Genomic DNA, 14,634 nt, shown 5'->3' with positions numbered 1-14,634 from the left:
ACGGATCGACACATGAGCCTATACATTAGGGGAGGCTTACCTCTTTAGTTGAGGCTAACCTGGTGAATTGTCCCGCTCACGCAATGAGGCATCGTGTACGTCTGTATCTGCAACGCCGTTTCCGAATCGGACGTGCACAGTTGTGTCGCCGCAGGCGCCAGCTCGACCGCGCAGGTCAAAAAGGCGTGCGGTTGGAAGCCTGGCTGCGGTAGCTGCACCCGGCGCCTTTCCGAACTCGTCGGCCAAGCCTGCTCGGCCATCGTCCAGGACATCGAGGTGCCCGCGGCGTAGTCCGACACGATAGGACGTCCTTACCGATTTGCTGGGTGTGAGCTGTGACACGATCACAGCCATGGATGGCGATAAGGAAATCATCTCGCTGCTCAACGAGCAGTTGACAGCCGAACTCACGGCTATCAATCAGTACTTCCTGCACGCCAAGATGCAGGAGAGCTGGGGTTTCACCAAGCTGGCCAAGCACACCCGCTACGAGTCCTTCGATGAGATGAAGCATGCGGAGGTGCTCACCGATCGCATCCTCTTCCTGGAGGGGCTGCCCAACTATCAGAAGCTCAATCCACTGCGCATCGGCCAGACCGTCCCCGAACAGTTGCGGGGCGACCTACAGATCGAGATGGAGGCGGTGGACCGGCTGCGCGGCGGCATCGAGCTGATGCGCTCGCGCGGTGATGTCACCTCCGCGCGCATCTTCGAGGTCATTCTCGAGGACGAGGAAAAGCACGTCGACTACCTGGAGACCGAACTCGAACTACTCGAGAAGCTCGGCGAGCAACTGTACTTGCAGCGTTATACCGATACCCCGGAAGGCGACTGACACCGTGCTGGTTCCGGTTCGTCGATACCGGCGCCCGGAACCGGTGTCAGAGGTCGGCGGCGGTGCGCGCGCTCAGCGGATCGGCTGCGTGACGGCGTCGTGTTCGTCGTTGACCAGATGGAATGCGATCGCGAGATCATCGATTACCGCTTGCCAGGCGGCCTGACTGCCCTCGCCGCGGGGATCGCGGGCCAGCGCGAGCAAGGTGGTGGCGGCGTCGACGGCCTGAACCGCGGCGGCCAAGAGCGCGGGCACGGGCGTCGGGGCATTGCGGGCGGCCAGGGTGGCGATGTGGTGACGCAGCCACCGTGCGTCGAACTGGGCCTGTGCCGACACATCGCCTACGACGTCCTGCTCCGCCGTCGCGGCCATCGACCAGTGGCCCATGCCCAGTGGGGCCTGGACCACCAAGTCCCGCAGCTCACTGCTGATCAAACCGTGTAGCCGACCCGCTAGCTCGGCGCGTTCGACGGGCGGCTCGGCCGACCAGCCGGAAGCGGTGTTCTGCGCGTCGGCCTGTAATACCGCCAGCACTGCTCGCAATTGCGCAGCTGTTGCCACCTACGCCCCTCTCCGTCGTTCATTCCGAGCTACCCGTTGCGCGACAACACTTCGTGAAACCGAAACGATCGATCCGAACCCGCCCTGCACCCTCCGCTGCACGGAACGTCCGCCACCCGACGTCAGTGCAGACAAGACGATACAGAAGCAGACAATATCGAGCTACCGAAAGCGGCGGCCAGGAATCGCCGTAAACCCCGCGGCAGGCATGTCCCCGAGGTGGAGCGATCGGCAACCGGGCGAAATCGATTGTGCGAACACATCACTGGTGTCTTCTGTCGTGCGGCCGGCCTGTCACGTTAATATTGGGTCGGTTGCTTTCATATCAATGCGGCGTGTCCGCCCGACCGAAGGTTGGTGAGTCCGCCGATGTCGGTATCGATGTTCGATGAGGCGCTTCCGCGCGGCGAGCGCGATGGTGTCGGTCTCCGAGTCGGTGCGATCATCGACCGAGGCGGGGAAGTGTTGCTCTTGGAAGCCCACAGCACCGGGCCGCTCCCGCTGACCCGCAAGCTTCCGGGCGCCACCGTGGAGCCGGGCGAATCGGTCTCCGTCGCGCTGATCCGCGGCGTCCGCGAAGAAACCGGGCTGACCGTCACCAGAATCGGCCACCACATCGGCGACTTCGACTACCTGTCGCCGGCCGGAAAGCCGGTGCGGCGCTTACATTTCGCCGTGGAAGTCGAAGCCACCAGCCCCGTCGTCCTGTCCGCCCACGCCGCTTATCTGTGGGCACCGCTGGACGGAGAACTGCTCGTGACGCCGTCCATCCGCGGCATCCTCGACGCCTACCGGGACCTCCTCGCCCACTGAGCGACCCCGCCAACGGCACAGCCCGTGTATATCGTGCGCTCTTGCCGTGGCCGGCACCGCCCACCCCGGGGGTAGATGCTCCATTGCGGCGAGGGCTGAGTCCCGCACGTAAACCCGGTGGCGCAGGTCGGCGATGTCCCTCCGGTATTCCCGACGATGGGGACATTGCGAATATTGCTGGCGCGCAGGCGATTCGACTAGCGAAGAGCAGCTGGTACGTGAATGCGTGTGCGCCCCTGGCGATTTCCTCCGACCTGGATGTACTCATGATGATAGGGCTCGCCGCGAGCCGAACCCGGAATCGCCGATCGGCGTGCGAGATTCGCGCGACTTGATCGAGCGTTCGGTCGACATGCTCGGACTTTCGAGCCGACAATCGTTGCCACACAAGCCAGTTGGGTGCGCAGTGCTCGGTCGAGCAGGGGCGGGTATCGGCCGTGCCGGGACCGACCACTGCACAGATGTTGACCACACGTCGACGACTGGACTGCCGCGGCGAGGATTCGGTCGCGCTGCCGCGACGGGTGACCGTTCAGCGTATGTTGCCGACGTGCTCGTCATCCCGCCGCGGTGGCCTAGGGGACTCGAGCGGTTAGTTGTGCGCCACGTCGATCAGTCGTTGGTGCAGCCAGGTCAGGGGGGTGGCGCCGCCGGGGCCGATCGCGTAGTGCGGGTAGCTCTGGTGGATCCCGGACTTCAGGAAATCGTCGATCTGCTGTTTGCGTTGTTCGTAGGCCGAGCTATTGAGCTGGTCGTTGAGCAGGCCGAGACCGCCCGCGGCGAGGGCGTCGGCGATGAGATTGCCCGCCTGCTGCTGATACATACCGAACTGGGCGGGGTCGGGATTGGAGATCTGGGCGAAGAAGCCGGCGATGCGAGCGGCGAAGTCACCGTCGGGGGTTGCGCAGTACAGATCTCCGACCGCGCAGAAGGTGTAGGTCTTCGGGGTGAGCCAGCCGAAACCGCCCAGGCGTGGACCACCGGCACCAGCGCCCGCGACGGGCGGGCCGATCAGGTTGTCGGTGGGGGATCGCCGGGGGTCCGAGATCAGCCCGACCAATTCCACCCGGTCCGGCAGTACGACACCGATCCCGGTGCCGATCTCGGCGGCGAGATCACCGGCGGCGTCCGCGCCCTGGCTGTAGCCCACCAGCGCGAAGCGGGTTGCGCCACAGCGCTGGGCCATCGCGCTGACCATGCCACGGGCATTATCGAGCGCTTCTCGCTTGGAGCGGCCGTACACGTCGCCTTCCCAAGGGAACGCGGTCGCCGAGTAGGCGACATAGTCGGTCTGGACGTCGCCAGGCAAGCCGTTGGCGACGGCGGCGAGCATCCCCTCGCCCGGTTCGGACTTCGACGTTTCCCAGGTGCCGGGAACCGCCACGACATACATATCGGGGCAGTGCTGTGGGGCTGCTTGGGCGGTCGACGCCGCGCCGACTGGAAGCGCGGCGCTCACCAGCGCGGCCGCGCAGGCGGCGGTGTTCTTCCATCGAGAAAACATCGTCTACTCCCAGGTTGTCACGGCTGAGCGCGTTGTCCGATAGGCGAAGGTTACTTCGGCAGTGTAAACGGCACGTCAGGATAACGCTGGGGTAGCTATTGAATGAGTCCAGAATCCGTTGTGACGACGTGGAAGTCGCTGAACAGTTGCTCCTCGTTCATGCGGTCATATCGGGGTTCATGCGGTCATATCTGGTGGCCCATATCTGGTGGCCGAGCATCCCGAGAATGCGGAACTGGACCTCAATCCCGTCATCGCCTCGGGTACCGGCACAATTCCGGTGGATGTCCGGATCGTTATCGCACCCGAGGAGTAGATCGTGAGTGAGCCCGTCCTCATCGAGCGCACCGGCGACGTCGTCGTCTGGACCCTCAACAACCCCGAGGCCCGCAATCCGATATCCGATGCCGAGACGGTGGACGCGCTCGAGCGGGCGGTGTCCGCTGTCAATGCCGATCCCTCGGTGCGGGTCGCGATCCTGACCGGTGCCGGTACCGCCTTCTCCTCAGGCGGCAACATCAAGCACATGCGCGACCGGACCGGCATGTTCGGCGGCGCACCCGCCGAGTTGCGGCAGGGTTACCGGCACGGGATCCAGCGCATTCCAAAAGCCCTCTATCACTGCGAAATTCCGACCATCGCCGCGGTCAACGGCCCGGCCATCGGCGCGGGCTGCGATCTGGCCCTCATGTGCGATATGCGTATCGCTGCCGACACTGCGACATTCGCCGAAAGCTTCGCCAAGGTCGGCATCATCCCCGGTGACGGCGGCGCCTGGCTGCTGCCGCGCGCCGTCGGCATGGCTCGCGCCAGCGAGATGGCGTTCACCGGTGAGCCGATCGACGCGGCCACGGCGCTGGATTGGGGGCTGGTCTCGGCGGTCGTCGAACCCGACGCACTGCTCGACGCGGCCAACGCGCTGGCCGCCCGGGTTGCGGCCAATCCGCCCCACGTGCTGCGCATGACCAAAAAGCTGCTCCGCGAGGGCCAATGGCAGAGCCTGGAAAGTCTGCTCGAACTATCCGCCGCCCTGCAAGCCATCGCCCACCAGACCGACGACCACAACGAAGCGGTCTCCGCCATGCTCGAACGTCGGGCACCGAAGTTCACGGGAAGGTAGCAGCGGGGTTAGGTGGTGCGCTACCGATGCGACCTCGGATTCCTCGACAGCGGAGACGTTCGGTCGCTTCGACGAGGCCCGGTTGACCGGTATGGGCCGGTATGTGCAGCTGTCGACGAGATGATGCCCCGCCCTGTTTGTCACGCCGACGTTGTTCGTCCAGCGTGACCGGTCGTTCCAGGGGAACTCGTCGGACCGTGTGGACTGGCAGGCCCAAGCGTGGGATTCAACGCAAACCGTTGTGTCGGTGCAGGCTGATCATTTCACGATCCTGGAGGACGGCTCAGTGGATGTTGCAGAAGCGATCGAGGGTTGGCCGACGATGGGTGCGAGCTGAGCGCAACGTCAGGGTGAGCACGTACTCACCCGGCCGTTCTCGCCTGGCTCACGGGCGCTTGTGCGCAGTGATCCCGGATCAGCTGCCCAGTGCGCAGGCGACTGCGCTCAATTCCGCGGGAACCGCAGAGCCTGCACCGATTTCGGCCCGAACCCCGTGATCAGCGCTTGTATCGATCGAGACAGAGTGCCGGTGGGTGAGGCAGAATAGGCAGCGAACACCTGGAGAGCGCGTCAGCTAGATCTGCTTGACCGGCTCTCTTGCTGAGCCACGTTGTCAGTGCCGATCGGGAGCACAAGGGGCCTGATCTCACCGCGTGGACCGAACCTGACCGGCGCTCCAGGCAGCCGAAACCGCGCCGCCGTTCGCGAGCGACCGCAGGCTCAGGAGGTGACGATAAGTATCGAAGAACACAGCGCGCCCCGATGAGAAGGCTGTACGCGGGTATCCCGTCACCACCTGTCAGTGCGGTGACGATGCCGGGCAAACCCACGTTCGAAGGACATCCCCGCCGAAGCAAAGGAGCAAACATGCCTACCATCCACTTCACGGAGACGATGAACTCGACACCCGAGCAGTTTGTCGCGGCGCTGACCGACTTCGGGCCTGGCCGCTCACAGCTGTTCGGCAACAGCACCGACGAATATCTCGAGGTGCACGACCGTGGCGTCGGTGCGGCCGATGTAACGGAGGGCTCGCGCGGCATCTGGGAGCGCCTGCACTACGACTGGTCAGACCCCAACCGCGTCGTCATGGCGACCACCGACTCCAACGTATGGGGCGGACATTCCGGCCACACGTACACCTTCACGCCCCATTCCGACGGGACGACCGATGTGGATGTTGTCATCGTGCGCGAGGGCAAGAACCTGAAGGGCCGGGTGCTCGGCGCGGTGGTCGGGACAGTCGGCAGGCCCGTCTTGAAACACGCGTTCGAAAGGACCGTCGAGGCCGTCGAAGCTCGCAACCGCGGCGCGGGAACCGCGGAACGCTCATGACCGGACCTCGCGCCGTGTGTGGCAGACCGTTGTTCCAGCATCCAGCGCACCCGCACCATCTGGTCTAGCCAATGCCGTGGTGGCCGAAGCACCTGGTGTCAGAACTCTGCGCTTTTGCGTAGCACCCCAACCCATTCCGGGGTGTCGGCAGGTCGTGGATCGAAGAATGCCGGACCAGCGCGAAGGACGTGACCGACTCCAACCACCATCGCAGCATGTGGTATCTGTCGGACCGGTCGTATACCAACATGCCGGGAAGGTTTCAGGTGGTTGCCTGGGAGGCGACGACGCACCCGTAGCCGTCGAACACCTCGAGTACCTGGTACGAACCCGAGCCGATGCACACTCATGCGCTGTACAGTGCTGCGACTTCGGGGGCGAAGTCGCGGAGCACGATATTGCGCTTGAGTTTCAGCGACGGCGTGACATATCCGTTCGCCTCGGTGAGATCGGTGTGCAGTATGTGGAATTTGCGGACGGCCTCGGCGTGGGAGACGGCCCGGTTGCCGTCGTCGATGGCGGCCTGGATGGTGGCGAGCAGGTCCGGGTCGGCGGTGAGATCGGCGACGGTGGCTTCGACGGGCTTGCCGTGAAGCCGCTTCCAGGTGGGGAAGTGGTCCATGTCGACGGTCACCAGGCAGCTGACGAACGGTTTGCCGTCGCCGACGACGATCACCTCACCGATGATGGCGTGGGCACGGATGCGGTCTTCGATCACCGCGGGCGCGACGTTCTTGCCTGCGGCGGTGACTATGATTTCCTTCTTGCGTCCGATGATGGTGAGGAAGCCGTCGTCGTCGAGGGCGCCGAGGTCGCCGGTGGCGAACCAGCCGTCCCGGAACGCGGCGGCGGTGGCGCCAGGGTTGTTCCAGTACCCGGTGAACACGTTCGGTCCCCGCAGCAGGATCTCGCCGTCCTCGTCGATGCGGATCGAGGACCCTGGCAACGGTTGGCCGACTGTTCCGATCTTCGGCCGGTCATCCGGATTGAACGTGGCAGCCCCGCAGGTCTCGGTCAGGCCATAACCCTCCAACACGGTGAACCCGACGCCACGGTAGAAGTGGCCGAGCCGTGCGCCGAGCGGGGCGCCACCGGACAAGGCGTGCGTGGCGCGGCCCCCGAGCGCGGCGCGCAGACGGCGGTAGACCACACGATCGAACAGCGCATGCCGGATCCGCAACGAGAGCGAGAGCCGGCCGCTGTCCAGCGCGCGGCTGTAAGAGATGGCCGTCGTGGCCGCCAGATCGAAGATTCGGCCGCGCCCGGCGAGTTGGGCTTGCGTGCGGCCGGTGTTGTAGACCTTCTCGAAGACGCGGGGGACACCGAGGATCAGCGTCGGACGGAACGCACCGAGTTCGGCGGTAATGTTCGTGACGTCGCTGACATGGGCGATGCAGACCGGAGCGAACGCCGCCGCGACCTCGGCGATCCGTCCGAGCACATGCGCCAGTGGCAGGAACAGCAACACCGACGACTCACCGGTGCGGAACAACGTCGGTACCCGGGCAATGGTATTGCCCAATTCGGCCAGGAAGTTGCCATGGGTCAGCTGACAGCCTTTCGGCCGTCCGGTGGTGCCGGACGTGTACACGATCGTCGCCAGCGCATCGGCTGCCACAGCAGCCCGGCGATCGGCCACGGCGGTGTCGTCGACCCCTGCACCGTCACGCATCAAGGTGGCGATGGCGTCCGCGTCTATCTGCCAGACGTGCATCAGCTTCGGCAGCTGGTCGCGCAGGCCGGTGACCACAGCCGTGTGGTGGCTGGTCTCGGTGAATATGGCGACTGCCCCGGAATCCGAGACGACCCATTGCACTTGTTCGGCGGAGGAGGTTTCATACACCGGCACTGTGACCGCGCCAGCGCACCAGATCGCGAAGTCCAGCAGCGTCCACTCATAGCGGGTGCGGGATAGGACGGCCACCCGGTCGCCGATCTGAATCCCGTTGGCAATCAGGCCCTTCGCCGTCGCCCACACCTCGGTGCGGAACTGGACGGCGGTCAGATCCCGCCAACGGCCGTCTACCTTGCGGCTGATCACCGCGACGTCCGGATACCGCTCGGCGTTGCGTTCGACCAAGTCGATGAGATTCCCGTCGGGCGGGACGTGATACAGAGCCGGCGCGCCGAATTCCTGCATGGTCACTCCTCGTCAGCGACGCCGCCGGCGGGCGTGTGCGCTCGACCTGGGAAAGCGGCGCATATTTCAGTGTGACCTGCATTACATGTGCGGGCGATGGCCCTTGACAACCCCCGACGAGGACCTAAGTCCTCTCTTGCTCCGGGGTGGCTGACTGTTCGCCCTCATCGAGCTGCCCCGACCAGATCGTGCAGCGGTCTGTGGATGGGCACCGGCGACATGGCGATCGTGAGCCGCTGTCGAGGCCGAAAGCTGTTCTCGGCCCCGGCTCCGCGTCGGGCGCGGCGCCGATCTCACAGGTGAACGCTCACCCGTGCGATGCCGTCATGGCGATGAGCCGTGACCGGGAAGTCGGCATCGATGATCAACCGCATCATCTTCGAATTCGTCGGCATAACATCGGCCACGAACCGATCGATGCCGCGCTCACGCGCCAGCGCCGCCAACCGGTGCAACAGGGCGGTGCCGATACCACGCTCCTGTTGCTCGAGCATCACGACGAGAGCGACCTCCGCAGTTCGAGTGCCCTCCAGCGCAACAAAATTCGCGACGCCCACGAGTCGATCATCGACAAACGCACCCACCGCACCGTGTGCGGGATCATCCTGGGAGATGGCGGTGGCGACCCTGTGCAGATCCCTCGGCGCAGGTGCGAAGAATCGGTAGATGCTGTCCTGCTCATCCATTCCGGCATGCAGGTCCCGAATCGCGTCGGCATCGCCGGGACCGAGGCGGTGGATGGTGATGGTAGAAGCTCGGCTCGGCATCGTCGGCTTCCTCTCGAGGGGTCACTCCTGAATCAGGGTCGCTGTCGAACGGAGATCAGTACAGAGCCGAAAGACCCGGGTATAAGGCCCTTTGGTCGAACCTCAGGTCGACGCTCGTAGGGTTTTCCGTTGGTTTCGCGTAGTAAAGGCTGGTGTCGGCGGCGTCGAGTTCTGACGCACCGAAATTCGGCGAACCGCCGTCGACGCTGTCACCATTCGGCTCGCGCGTACGCACCCTCAGGTTCTGTCGGATGCGGCGTAGTCCTTCACGGCGATCGAATCATGCAGGCGCACGCCCTTGGCGTTGAGTCTGGCGGCTGCGCGACTGACTGGTGCGGGCAAGACGTTGATCAGGCGTACGGCGTTGACCATTGCCCATAGTTCCAAGCGGCTGGCGGGGACGAGCATTTTTGCGGAGGCAACGGCGAGGCTGCGGCTGCGGCGAACGTATTCGCCGATCTCGGTCTCGTATGCGGCGAAGGCGGCAGCGTAGTCGCCGACGTGCGCGGCGAGTTCGCCCGCGAGAATGTAGGCGCCCACCACGGCCATGCTGGCGCTGCCGCCGACGGCCGGGCCCGGGCAATATGCGGCGTCACCGACCAGAGTGACGCGCCCGCGTGACCACGTGTCCAATCGCAGTTGTGTGATCGAGTCGAAGTAGAACGACGGGGTGCGGTCCAGTTCGGCCAGTAGCTGGGGCACCTCCCAGCCCATATCACCGAAGTGGTTGCGCAGCAACTGTTTCTGCTGTTCGGTGTCGCGGTAGTGGTAGTCGAGCGGCTTGGGCGGGCGGAGAAAGAACCCGGCACGCGCATCGTTCACGTGGGCGGCGCTGTAGATGCCCGCTATGCGGCCGACTTCGACGAACATCTCCATCACGTTATCGAGTTCGAGGTAGTTGGGAACGGAGAAAATCGCCAGGTAAGAGCCCAGCCACGTCGTCGAGTCGGACTCCGGGCCGAAGGTTAGTGTGCGAACGTTCGAGTGCAGCCCATCGGCCCCGACAATGATGTCGAAGCGCTGCGCCGGGCTGTATTCGAAGGTGACCTCGCCGTCGTCGCCGATGGCGGAGATCGAGTCGGCGAAGATGTAGTCGACATCGGAGGATGTTGTGTTGTAGAGGATCTCGCTCAGGTCGTCGCGCATGATCTCGACGTGGTTGTCGGATACGGCGGTGAACATCTTGCGCAGATCGAGTGTTACTGGCTTGTGTTCGGGTCGATGAATCACGAGAGCGTCGGTGCCGGTGGCTTTCGCCCGGATCTCTTCGGCGACTCCCATCCGCTCCACGATCTGCATGGCGGGCCGGAACAGGTCCACGGCGTGACCGCCGCCGGTTTTGCGCGGTGTCGGTGTGCGTTCGACGACGGTGACGTCGAAGCCATTGCGGACGAGCCAGTAGGCGAGCACGGGTCCGGCGATGCTGGCCCCGGAAATCAGTATGCGCATCGGTGCACCTCGGTTTATCGAGATCATCGGTCTGGGTTACGGTCCACCGTCGATCCTGCTCCTCTTCAACCGTCTGGTGGGGCGGATCGGCACCCGCGCTTCGTACATGATCGGCCGACTGGCTACGTCGGTGAATTACGACACCGTTGATCGATGAACGTCGGCACCGGCTGTGCGCGGAAGATGTTGGTATCGGTGAATTTTGACACCAGTTGGCGGGTTGCAGTAACAAGATCTTGCTGCTATTACGCTGCAACGCCTGTAGGAGCTGACCTGTGCCGCCGAACCGTTCGAAGGTGCAGCTGTATACGGCGATCCGGCGGGATTCACGCGCGGGGATGTCGGGGCGCGATCTGCAGCGCACGCTGGTCGAAAACCTTCACCGAACCGCGGCTCTGCCCCGGCCGTCGCCTCGCACGAGCAGGGCCCGGTGCCTGAAACATGTCCTGAACAGCGGCTCATCGGCGAAAGGCTGGCCGTCGAGCATCGCCTCGTCGTCGCTGCCGATCAGCTGGAACCGCATCCGCTTCAAGTCCAGTCGCAGATGCTCGACCGAATCCGGTGAGCCCTACACGAACTGAGAAAATGACTCCCGCGCAGCCGGACCCGCAGCCTCGAGCCAGCCATCGAGGAACTTCAGCAGATCAAGCGGCGGCCAGGTGAACGCCCTCATCGGTCACAACCACCAGCATGCACCCGCACGACGGTCGGTTCCAATCCTCACACAGGAGACGTCAACGCATGAATACACCGCCATCACCATCACCCGCAGCGGAACGGACGGACGGATCATCGGTCCAGATCGGCGCTCTCGTTCCGCTGACTCGGCCTGGCTGGATCGAGGCAGGCCGGCACTTGCTCGCCGGACTCGAGCTGGCCGTTGGCGACGTCAACGACGCCGGCGGGATCGGTGGACGACCACTCGAGCTGGTGGTCCGAGACACCGCAGCAGACCCACACAGGGCCGCGGCGGTGGTAGACGAATTGGCTCGCCTGGGCGTGGCCGCCCTGGTGGGGGAATATCACAGTGTCGTCGCTCGCGCCGCGGCCGCCAGGGCCGACGCCCTCGGACTGCCGTTCCTCTGCTCGTCAGCGGTTCTCGACACGCTCACCGAACAGCCAACCGAATGGGTCGCGCGCCTGGCCCCCGCGCAGTCCCATAGCTGGCAGATCTACGCAGAGTTCCTCCTGCGCGCGGGCCACCGTCGAATCGCCATAGCAGCCGAGTCGAGTGTCTACTGGGCATCTGGAGCCCGCATTCTGCGCGCCTACCTCGCGCCACGCGGTGGCACCGTCACCGAACTCGATATGCGCGCACTCACCCCCACTGCCATGTGCGACGAACTCGCCAGCAATCGCGCGACAGCCCTGCTTCTTCTGGTCGGCCACCCGCAGCCGGCCATGTCGATCGTCAAGTCGGTCCGCCGCGACCAGCGCCTCACCGAGATCATGATCGGTGCTCCAGCCGGGCAACCGGAGTTCGCCGAATGGGCGAAGTTGCTGGGCGACGACAGCGCCTCGATCCCGTTCTTGCGCTATCTGCCCGAGCGCCTCAGCCCACTCGGCGCACAAGTCGAGACGGCCCTGCGTGAGCGGCTGGCCGAAGCGCCCTCCTTCGTCGCCTTCGAGGGCTACGACACGGTCGCCGTCCTCACCGATGTGCTGCGTACTCACGGCACGGACCAAGCGCGCACTGCCGAATCCTGGTCGCGCGTCGCGGTCGAAGGCACCCGCGGGAAGATCCGATTCTCCCGCACGCCAGGCATCAGTGTGTGGCAATGGGCTTGGGCACCAATCCAGGTCGTTGATCGAGATCCGATAGAGCCCAATCGCTTTCGGATCCTTCACGCCGGCTGAGAGCCCTGCACTGGGCATTTCCGGACGTTCAGCCGCCGCCGTCGACATGATTGGTCCGCACAGCGGATCCGGAACATGTGTTCTCCCAACGGATCGCCCGCTGTCGGTGGTCCCCCGACTGGCAACGTGGTGGTCCCACAACGGGGTTCTGGCGCACACAGCAGGCTCGGCGCGGTCCGTCACCGCCAGATGGTGACGTCAAATTTCACCGATACAAAAATCGACTGAATCCCGCCCTCGTGACGCCAGAATTCACCGATAAATGGTGTCAGATTTCGGATCTGGCCCACTTTCCGTGACGAAAGTTGTTGCATCGCAGGTCTTTGTCGTCATCGTTGTGCGGCCGTGAGAAGCACGCGTTTGCGTAGCAGTGGAAGACCGGCCCTGCCGAACATCTGCCTCTTGATCATTTTGATGTGATTGACGCGCCCCTCGACGGGACCGGAGTTCCAGCGCATGGTCAGGCCAGCGGTGACGGCGTTCAGGTCGGACTCGAGCCCGTTGGCGAAAAAGGTCAGGCCGGGCAGATCGTCGGCCCGGACGGCGGCGATCCATCCGAGTAGATGTTGGCCCTGCAACATGGTGAGCATTTCGCCGAAGGCGCGAACGTGCCCGGCAGCGGCTCGAAGCTCTGGACACCGCTCCAGCACGGCTTTCAAGCGTGGCCGATCGTCCTCACTGAGCTTGTCGGGGTGGCGGGTGAGCCACCCGGTGACCTGCCGGACGGTCGGTGGCGGCGGGGCGATGGGGTCTGGCTTGGCGCGGTGTTGTTCCAGGTAGACGCGCACCAGTGCATAGCTGCCGGGGTAGCCGAGCTCGGTGATCTCACGGTGGAGCTGTAAGGCGTTGCAACAGCCTGATTCCCAGCGCCGACGCAGGTAGGGCTTGAACGGGTCGAGCTTGCTGGGACGCGGGCCTTTCCATTTGCCATCGACCAACTCCTGCCAGGTGGCAGCGCGAGCGTAGCGCTGCACTGTGCGCTGGCCCCAGCCCAGGCCGCGAGCGATACCGCGGATGCTATGTCCCTGAGCCAGCAGATCGTGCACCTTCGCGTGGTGTCGCTGGGCGCGCTGCGCGAACCTCCCGACGGGCTCCTCGTTCTGATGCTGCGGGTCCGACCGGTCGGTCGACTGAGGCTCGGTGGCGCGAAGGCAGTCGCGGTGGCGAGCAACGCAGCGCTCGACGGCCTTGCCCAGGTTCTGCCAGAGGTGAAACCTGTCCGCGACCTGCATCGCGTCGGGGGCACCGATACGGGCTCCCTCGGCATAGGACCCGGAGCGGTCTCGACATATCACGTCCACCCCGGGGTGTGTGGCCAGCCAGTTCACCAAAGTCTGAGCGTCTCTGCCCGGCAACAACTCCAGTGGTGCACCGGTCTCGCAGTCGATCAGCACGGTGCCGTAATTCTGACCGCGCCGCAACGCAAAGTCGTCCACCCCCAACACCCGTGGCGTTTCCGCTATAGGATCCGGCAACGCCGCGAGCAGCCGCAGCAGAGTAGACCGGCTTGCCGACGCATGCAGCGCGGTGGCCAGTCGCGCACCGGCCCGACCGGCCAGCGCGACCGCGATACCCTCCAGCATCTCCCGCAACAGCGGCGTTCGCCGCCCGTGCCGCACCGTCACACCCTCGACCTGCTCCGCGAAAGTCCTGGCCCCGCAGGACGGTTGATCGCAGAACAATCGCCGCACCCGCAGACGGACCACCAACCGTCGTCCGCCCACCGGCGCGTCGGCCAGGTAGCGCTCGTACCGGCTGTGCACCCTGGTCGCGTCGCACCCGCAGCGCACGCAGGCCACGGCCGCAGCGAGCGCGGACGCCCGGATACACACCACACCGCCGACCTCGGTAACTTCCTCGATGGCCACCCCGGCCAGATGCGGCAGCAGCGACCGCACACCATGATCAACACACAGCCGGACATGATCGCAAGACCCCAACCACCCTCCGAGCTCAGGCCACGTGGTTATTCCAGCGAATGCTGTGACCTCGTTTATCAGTGAATGCCGCCGGCGCCCCAGCATCAGATCGGACCGATCCGATCCGATCGGTGAAATCGGACGTCACCGCAGTACTGGCCAGAGGCTGCATCGGTTGGCCTGTACCTGGCTTGTTACCGGTGGCGGCCGGTTGCCCAACGCTGGAACTACGTGCAGCTGTGGGCGGCTGGTACCGGCCACTGTCGTTCAGCAAGGGCAAGTCGTCCATCGATAGCTCCACGGGGACGGACCTGTGGCCGGTCATGAGTACCGG

Annotated in this window: 13 protein-coding genes; 7 read left to right on the top strand and 6 right to left on the bottom strand. The window is 64.8% G+C overall.

Annotated elements, in window-relative coordinates:
- The first annotated feature begins 93 nt into the window (after nt 1-93).
- Together AB0J29_RS24645 and bfr are read left to right on the top strand one after the other, a co-directional pair.
- On the top strand, nt 94-291 hold the full coding sequence (locus AB0J29_RS24645; protein WP_364790616.1) for a (2Fe-2S)-binding protein: 198 nt from the start codon (nt 94-96) through the stop codon (nt 289-291).
- A 61-nt stretch (nt 292-352) separates the two neighbouring features.
- Nucleotides 353-835, top strand: a complete 483-nt coding sequence (gene bfr / locus AB0J29_RS24640) for a bacterioferritin (protein WP_364790613.1) — start codon at nt 353-355, stop codon at nt 833-835.
- A gap of 72 nt (nt 836-907) precedes the next feature.
- On the opposite strand, the gene AB0J29_RS24635 is transcribed toward bfr, so the two are convergent.
- Complete coding sequence (locus AB0J29_RS24635; RefSeq protein WP_364790610.1) at nt 908-1,396, bottom strand: hypothetical protein; 489 nt, start codon at nt 1,394-1,396, stop codon at nt 908-910.
- A gap of 369 nt (nt 1,397-1,765) precedes the next feature.
- Between AB0J29_RS24635 and AB0J29_RS24630 the strand changes: the two genes are divergently transcribed.
- Complete coding sequence (locus AB0J29_RS24630) at nt 1,766-2,209, top strand: NUDIX domain-containing protein (RefSeq protein WP_364790607.1); 444 nt, start codon at nt 1,766-1,768, stop codon at nt 2,207-2,209.
- A 592-nt stretch (nt 2,210-2,801) separates the two neighbouring features.
- On the opposite strand, the gene AB0J29_RS24625 is transcribed toward AB0J29_RS24630, so the two are convergent.
- Nucleotides 2,802-3,713: a cutinase family protein gene (locus AB0J29_RS24625; RefSeq protein ID WP_364790604.1), complete on the bottom strand. Its 912-nt coding sequence runs from the start codon at nt 3,711-3,713 to the stop codon at nt 2,802-2,804.
- Nucleotides 3,714-4,032: 319 nt separating this feature from the next.
- Here AB0J29_RS24625 and AB0J29_RS24620 point away from each other — a divergent pair, with 319 nt between their 5' ends.
- Complete coding sequence (locus tag AB0J29_RS24620) at nt 4,033-4,833, top strand: crotonase/enoyl-CoA hydratase family protein (RefSeq protein ID WP_364790601.1); 801 nt, start codon at nt 4,033-4,035, stop codon at nt 4,831-4,833.
- A gap of 867 nt (nt 4,834-5,700) precedes the next feature.
- Nucleotides 5,701-6,168, top strand: coding sequence for a hypothetical protein (locus AB0J29_RS24615; protein WP_364790598.1), 468 nt, complete (start codon nt 5,701-5,703; stop codon nt 6,166-6,168).
- 346 nt (nt 6,169-6,514) lie between these two features.
- On the opposite strand, the gene AB0J29_RS24610 is transcribed toward AB0J29_RS24615, so the two are convergent.
- The 3 genes from AB0J29_RS24610 to AB0J29_RS24600 form a co-directional block, all read right to left on the bottom strand.
- Nucleotides 6,515-8,308: a long-chain fatty acid--CoA ligase gene (locus tag AB0J29_RS24610; protein ID WP_364790595.1), complete on the bottom strand. Its 1,794-nt coding sequence runs from the start codon at nt 8,306-8,308 to the stop codon at nt 6,515-6,517.
- Nucleotides 8,309-8,601: 293 nt separating this feature from the next.
- Nucleotides 8,602-9,075 carry a GNAT family N-acetyltransferase gene (locus tag AB0J29_RS24605; protein ID WP_364790592.1) on the bottom strand — a complete coding sequence of 158 codons (474 nt, stop codon included), beginning with the start codon at nt 9,073-9,075 and terminating at the stop codon, nt 8,602-8,604.
- A 237-nt stretch (nt 9,076-9,312) separates the two neighbouring features.
- The gene (locus AB0J29_RS24600) at nt 9,313-10,524 is read right to left on the bottom strand and encodes an FAD-dependent monooxygenase (RefSeq protein WP_364790588.1); all 1,212 of its coding nucleotides are present in this window, start codon (nt 10,522-10,524) and stop codon (nt 9,313-9,315) included.
- Here AB0J29_RS24600 and AB0J29_RS24595 point away from each other — a divergent pair.
- Together AB0J29_RS24595 and AB0J29_RS24590 are read left to right on the top strand one after the other, a co-directional pair.
- Entirely contained in the window at nt 10,517-10,681 is a 165-nt protein-coding gene (locus tag AB0J29_RS24595) for a hypothetical protein (protein WP_364790585.1), read from the top strand. The two genes, AB0J29_RS24600 and AB0J29_RS24595, sit on opposite strands and share 8 nt — an antisense overlap.
- Nucleotides 10,682-11,265: 584 nt before the next feature.
- A complete protein-coding gene (locus AB0J29_RS24590) occupies nt 11,266-12,381 on the top strand; it encodes an ABC transporter substrate-binding protein (RefSeq protein ID WP_364790582.1) in 1,116 nt (371 codons plus the stop codon).
- A gap of 329 nt (nt 12,382-12,710) precedes the next feature.
- On the opposite strand, the gene AB0J29_RS24585 is transcribed toward AB0J29_RS24590, so the two are convergent.
- Nucleotides 12,711-14,279, bottom strand: a complete 1,569-nt coding sequence (locus AB0J29_RS24585; protein WP_364790579.1) for an ISL3 family transposase — start codon at nt 14,277-14,279, stop codon at nt 12,711-12,713.
- Nucleotides 14,280-14,634 lie beyond the last annotated feature (355 nt).

It is taken from the genome of Nocardia sp. NPDC049707 (genome assembly GCF_040674855.1).
Taxonomy (GTDB): Bacteria; Actinomycetota; Actinomycetes; order Mycobacteriales; family Mycobacteriaceae; genus Nocardia.
This window is presented reverse-complemented; position numbering and strand designations above follow the sequence as displayed.

Excerpts from the sequence above, each read along its gene's own strand:
- AB0J29_RS24625 (WP_364790604.1), bottom strand. The coding sequence starts at position 3,713 with ATGTTTTCTCGATGGAAGAACACCGCCGCCTGCGCGGCCGCGCTGGTG.
- AB0J29_RS24630 (WP_364790607.1), top strand. The coding sequence starts at position 1,766 with ATGTCGGTATCGATGTTCGATGAGGCGCTTCCGCGCGGCGAGCGCGAT.
- AB0J29_RS24615 (WP_364790598.1), top strand. The coding sequence starts at position 5,701 with ATGCCTACCATCCACTTCACGGAGACGATGAACTCGACACCCGAGCAG.
- AB0J29_RS24595 (WP_364790585.1), top strand. The coding sequence starts at position 10,517 with ATGCGCATCGGTGCACCTCGGTTTATCGAGATCATCGGTCTGGGTTAC.
- bfr (WP_364790613.1), top strand. The coding sequence starts at position 353 with ATGGATGGCGATAAGGAAATCATCTCGCTGCTCAACGAGCAGTTGACA.
- AB0J29_RS24605 (WP_364790592.1), bottom strand. The coding sequence starts at position 9,075 with ATGCCGAGCCGAGCTTCTACCATCACCATCCACCGCCTCGGTCCCGGC.
- AB0J29_RS24600 (WP_364790588.1), bottom strand. The coding sequence starts at position 10,524 with ATGCGCATACTGATTTCCGGGGCCAGCATCGCCGGACCCGTGCTCGCC.
- AB0J29_RS24590 (WP_364790582.1), top strand. The coding sequence starts at position 11,266 with ATGAATACACCGCCATCACCATCACCCGCAGCGGAACGGACGGACGGA.
- AB0J29_RS24610 (WP_364790595.1), bottom strand. The coding sequence starts at position 8,308 with ATGCAGGAATTCGGCGCGCCGGCTCTGTATCACGTCCCGCCCGACGGG.